Source organism: Frateuria sp. (assembly GCF_013362045.1).
Classification (GTDB): Bacteria; Pseudomonadota; Gammaproteobacteria; order Xanthomonadales; family Rhodanobacteraceae; genus Frateuria_A.
In genome coordinates this window covers 1-5,070 of the sequence record NZ_JABFWW010000094.1, presented here as the reverse complement: position 1 = coordinate 5,070, position 5,070 = coordinate 1, and the positions used below count along the sequence as shown (strand labels likewise).

General features: G+C 69.5%; 4 protein-coding genes and 1 pseudogene. All 5 read left to right on the top strand.

From position 1 onward, the window contains the following. Positions 1–327 precede the first annotated feature (327 nt). A complete protein-coding gene (fliQ, locus tag HOQ08_RS04650) occupies positions 328–597 on the top strand; it encodes a flagellar biosynthesis protein FliQ (protein ID WP_291192141.1) in 270 nt (89 codons plus the stop codon). Next, positions 594–1,364, top strand: a complete 771-nt coding sequence (gene fliR / locus HOQ08_RS04645; RefSeq protein WP_291192139.1) for a flagellar biosynthetic protein FliR — start codon at positions 594–596, stop codon at positions 1,362–1,364. Before fliQ ends, fliR begins: the two co-directional genes overlap by 4 nt. A gap of 7 nt (positions 1,365–1,371) precedes the next feature. Beyond that, complete coding sequence (flhB, locus tag HOQ08_RS04640; RefSeq protein WP_291192137.1) at positions 1,372–2,508, top strand: flagellar biosynthesis protein FlhB; 1,137 nt, start codon at positions 1,372–1,374, stop codon at positions 2,506–2,508. A 12-nt stretch (positions 2,509–2,520) separates the two neighbouring features. Next, positions 2,521–4,617, top strand: a complete 2,097-nt coding sequence (gene flhA / locus HOQ08_RS04635; protein ID WP_291192135.1) for a flagellar biosynthesis protein FlhA — start codon at positions 2,521–2,523, stop codon at positions 4,615–4,617. 169 nt (positions 4,618–4,786) lie between these two features. After that, positions 4,787–5,070: pseudogene (locus HOQ08_RS04630) on the top strand (flagellar biosynthesis protein FlhF); the annotation flags it as partial.

The following is a 5,070-nucleotide window of genomic DNA, read 5'->3' as shown; positions in this document are numbered from 1 at the left end:
CGCTGCTGGTCGGCACGCTGGCGGGGAGTTTCTACACATGAGCGGCAGGCGCGCCTCAGCCCACCAGCTCCCTCTCCCCCGGCCCCAGCCGGGGGAGCGGGTTGGGGAGAGGGGGAGGCCTTTCGCTCGTTCGCCTCTGTCGGCCGCCGGCCTGCTTCTGAAAAGTCTTCTCAGGTCTGTGGTGCCCGACCTGCGTTTCGCTGCAACCGCTGAAGGCCAAGGCAAGGGCCTTCCCCTCTCCCCAGCCCTCTCCCCCGGCGTGGCCGGGAGAGAGGGAGCGGTGCGCGGCGCGTTTCGTTCTCCATCCCCCGTTTTCCGCCCCGTCCCATGACACCCGAATCCGTCATCGCCTTCGGCCAGCACGCGCTCTACGTGGCGATCCTGGTGGCCGCGCCGCTGCTGCTCACCGCGCTGGCCGTGGGCCTGCTCATCGGCGTGATCCAGGCGGCCACGCAGATCAACGAGATGACGCTCTCGTTCATTCCCAAGCTGATCGCGATGGCCGTGGTGGCGCTGATCACCGGGCCTTGGATGCTGCGCACGCTGGTGCAGTTCACGCGGCAGCTGATCGAGGGGTTGCCCGGGACGGTGAAGTGACCACGGTCGACCTCGCCCAGCTCGAGAACTGGCTGGGTGGCCTGCTGTGGGCGATGGGCCGGGTCGGCGGACTGTGCCTCATCGCGCCGGTGCTGGGCGCGCCGATGATTCCTGCGCGTATCCGCGTGGGACTGGTACTGATGCTGACGCTGGTGCTGGCTCCGCTCGCGCCGGCGGCGGTCGATCCGCTGAGCGCGCCGGGGGTGGCGACCATGGTCAGTCAGATCCTGGTCGGGGCCTCAGTCGGCTTCGTGCTCAAGCTGGTGTTCGAGGCGGTGGCCTTCGGCGGCGAGCTGGTGGGGCAGGGCATGAGCTTAGGGTTCGCCGAGATCGTCAACCCGGCGGGGGGCGGCAGCACGCCGGTGCTCAGCCAGTTCTACACGGTGCTGGTGACGCTGCTGTTCCTGGCGCTCAACGGCCACCTGCGGCTGATCGAACTGCTGGCCGACAGCTTCCGCACGCTGCCGCCCGGTCCGGTCGCGATCAATGCCGATGGCCTGCACGCGGTGGTGTCGTTCGGGGCGCACCTGTTCGCCGGTGCGGTGCGCGTGGCGCTGCCGGCGGTGACCGCATTGCTGGTGGTGAACATCGGCTTCGCCGCGATCAGCCGTGCGGCGCCGTCGATGAACCTCTTCGCGGTGGGTTTTCCGATCACCCTGTGCCTGGGTTCGATCGCACTGTGGCTGGGCCTGCGCGCGCTCCCCGGAGCGTTCGACACGCTGCAGGAAAGCGCCTGGTCGCTGATGCACGAGCTGGTGGGAGGCTGACGATCCCATGGCCGAGAACGACGACCAGGAACGCACCGAACAACCTTCCGAAAAACGCCTCAAGGAAGCGCGCGAGAAAGGCGACGTACCGCGATCGCGCGATCTCTCCGGCGCGCTGGTGGTGCTGGCCGGCGTCGCCGCGCTGCTATCGGGCAGTGAGCAGGCGATGGTCCATGCGCGCGCCATCTATCGCCTGGGGTTGTCCTACGGCCGCGATGCGCTGTTCTCCGACGCGCTGCCCGCCCGCGTGCTCGGCATGGCGGTGCGCGAGGCCTTGATGCTGTTCATGCCGGTGGCGCTGGCCACGCTGCTGGCGGTGTTCGCCGGCCCGATGCTGCTGGGCGGCATCAGCTTCAGCGGCCAGGCGTTGCAGCCGAAGTTCGACCGGCTCGATCCGCTGGCGGGCCTGGGGCGCATCTTCGCCATGCGCGGACTGGTGGAACTGGGCAAGGCGCTGCTGAAGCTGCTGTTCATCGGCGCGGCGCTGGCGCTGCTGCTGAAGCACTCGGTCGACGAACTGCAGGCGCTGGGCCGTGCCGACGTGGCGCTCGGCATCGCCCGTTCGCTGTCGCTGCTGGGCCGCGCCGCGCTGCTGTTCGGTGCGCTGCTGGCGCTGATCGGCGGCGCCGATGCGCTCTACCAGAAGTTCGACCATGCCAAGCGCCTGCGCATGACCCGCCAGGAGCTCAAGGACGAGGCCAAGGAGACCGAGGGCAACCCCGAGCTCAAGGGCCGCATCCGGCAGGTGCAGTTCGAGATGTCGCGTCGCCGGATGATGCAGGAGCTGCCCAAGGCCGACGTGCTGGTGACCAACCCCACCCACTTCGCCGTCGCGCTCAAGTACGACGAGAGCGGCGCCGGCGCGCCGCGGGTGATCGCCAAGGGCGTGGACGTGCTCGCCCAGCAGATCCGCCTGGTGGCCAGCGGCCACCGCATCCCGATGGTCGAGGCCCCGCCGCTGGCACGCGCCTTGTATGCCACCACCTCGCTGGGCCGGGAAATCCCGGTCTCGCTGTACGTGGCGGTGGCGCAGGTGCTGGCCTACGTCTACCAGCTGAAGCAGGCGACGGAACGGGGCGACGAGCCGCCGCCGGCGCCCCGGCCCGAGGTCGATCCGGACCTGATGGGCCCCTACAAGCTCTAAAGGAAAGCGCAGATGGCCGCCGCTGGCGCAATGGAAAACCTCAAGCAGCTGGGCCGCCGTGGCGTAGGCGCACCGATCGTGATGCTGGCCATGCTGGCGATGGTCATGCTGCCGATGCCGCCGTTCCTGCTGGACATGCTGTTCAGCTTCAACATCGCGCTGTCGCTCGTCATTTTGTTGGCGGTGATCTACGTGATGCGGCCGCTGGAATTCGCCGCTTTTCCGACGGTCGTGCTGATGGCGACGCTTTTACGTCTCGCCCTGAACATCGCCTCGACCCGCGTGGTGCTTCTGCACGGCCACGACGGCCCGGGGGCGGCCGGCAAGGTGATCGAGGCGTTCGGCGAGTTCGTGATCGGCGGCAACTTCGCGGTCGGCCTGGTGGTGTTCGCGATCCTCACCATCATCAACTTCGTGGTGGTCACCAAGGGCGCGACCCGCGTGTCGGAAGTGACCGCCCGCTTCACCCTGGACGCGATGCCCGGCAAGCAGATGGCGATCGACGCCGATCTCAACGCCGGCCTGCTGACCCAGGAACAGGCCCGCGAGCGCCGCCAGGAAGTGCGCGAGGAAGCGGACTTCTACGGCTCGATGGACGGTGCGTCCAAGTTCGTCCGCGGCGACGCCACCGCCGGCATCCTGATCCTCTTCATCAACATCGTCGGCGGCTTCTTCGTCGGCATGTTCCAGCACGGCCTGCCGGCCAGCGAGTCGGCCCGCACCTATACGTTGCTGACCATCGGCGACGGCCTGGTCGCACAAGTGCCGGCGCTGATGCTCTCGATCGCCACGGCGGTGATCGTCACCCGCGTGTCCAAGTCGCAGGACATGGGCAAGCAGGTGCTCGGCCAGGTGTTCGGCCAGCCGCGCGCGCTGGCCGTGGCCGGCGCGGTGCTGGGCGTGATGGGGCTGATTCCGGGCATGCCCAACCTGGCCTTCCTGCTGCTGGGCGGCTGCTGCGGCGGTGCGGCGTGGCTGATGCTCAAGCGCGAGCGCGAGACGCGCGCGCAGCTGGCGGCCGCGGTCGACGAGCCGGCCGCCGCGGCTGCGACGGTGCCGGCCGAGCGCATGGAGCTCAACTGGGACGACGTGGCCAGCGTCGACCCGCTGGCCCTGGAAGTGGGCTACCGGATGATCCCGCTGGTGGACACCCACCAGGGCGGCGAACTGATGGGGCGGATCAAGTCGGTGCGCCGCAAGCTGTCGCAGGAATTCGGCTTCCTGGTGCCGGCGGTGCACATCCGCGACAACCTCGATCTCGGCCCCAACACCTACCGCATCACCCTGATGGGCGTGCCGATGGGCGAGGCGGAGGTGCACAACGAGCGCCTGCTGGCGATCAACCCCGGCCGCGTGCACGGGCCGCTGCAGGGCATCCAGACCCAGGACCCGGCGTTCGGCCTCGAGGCGGTATGGATCGAGCAGGGCCAGCGCGAGATGGCGCAGAGTTTGGGCTATACCGTGGTCGACCCGGCCACCGTGGTCGCCACGCATCTGTCGCACATCCTGCAGACCCATGCGCACGAACTGATCAGCCACCAGGACGTGCAGCAGCTGCTCGACCGCCTGGCGCAGACGGCGCCCAAGCTGGTCGAGGACCTGGTGCCCAAGCGGCTTTCGCTCGGCGTGGTGGTCAAGGTGCTGCAGAACCTGCTGGCCGAACGGGTGCCGATCCGCAACATGCGCACCATCGTCGAATCCTTGGCGGAGAACGCGGGGCAGAGTCAGGATCCCGGCATGCTCACCGCCGCCGTGCGCGTGGCGCTGGGCCGGCAGATCGTGCAGGAGATCACCGGCCTGGGCACCGAGGTGCCGGTGATCACGCTGGCGCCGGAACTGGAGCAGATCCTCATGAATTCGCTGTCCGGCGGCGGCGTGGCGGGCGCGGCGGTGGAGCCGGGGCTGGCCGACCGCCTGCAGCAGAGCGTCGCCGATGCCGCGCGCCGCCAGGAAATGAGCGGCGAGGCGGCCGTGCTGCTGGTGCCGCCGCAGCTGCGTCCATGGCTCGCGCGCTTCACCCGGCACGTGGCACAGAACCTGCACGTGCTGGCCTACAACGAGGTGCCGGACAACCGCAGGGTGCGGCTGGTCCAAGCCTTGGGGCGTTGAGGCCGGGAGAAGGCGCGATGGTTCTGCTGAAGCGGGCACGGGGCACGGGGCACGAAAAACGGGCGGTTCGTAGGGTGCCGGCAGGCGCCCGCCCGGAACGCGCCTCCCGGGTTCGCCTTGCCGGTGATGCCGCCCGTTCCGCGTTCCCCCGCTTGCGGAGCAAGCACTGATGAAGATCAAACGTTTCGTCGCGCCCGACATGCGCCAGGCGATGCGCGAAGTGCGCGAGGAGCAGGGGCCCGATGCGGTGATCCTGTCCACGCGCCGGCTGGACGAGGGCATCGAGATCATCGCCGCGGTCGACTATGACGAGGCGCTGGTGCGCGAGGCCGCACGGCACGGCGCGGCGCCGGCGCAAGCTGCGATGCCTCCGGCGCTGCCAGCCGCAGGTTCCGCCGCACCGCCGCCCCCTCCGCCGCCGGTGCGCGAGGCGCGCGTCGAAACGCTGGCACC

Coding starts and splice junctions, on each gene's coding strand:
- flhB (WP_291192137.1), top strand. CDS start 1,372: ATGGCCGAGAACGACGACCAGGAACGCACCGAACAACCTTCCGAAAAA.
- flhA (WP_291192135.1), top strand. CDS start 2,521: ATGGCCGCCGCTGGCGCAATGGAAAACCTCAAGCAGCTGGGCCGCCGT.
- fliQ (WP_291192141.1), top strand. CDS start 328: ATGACACCCGAATCCGTCATCGCCTTCGGCCAGCACGCGCTCTACGTG.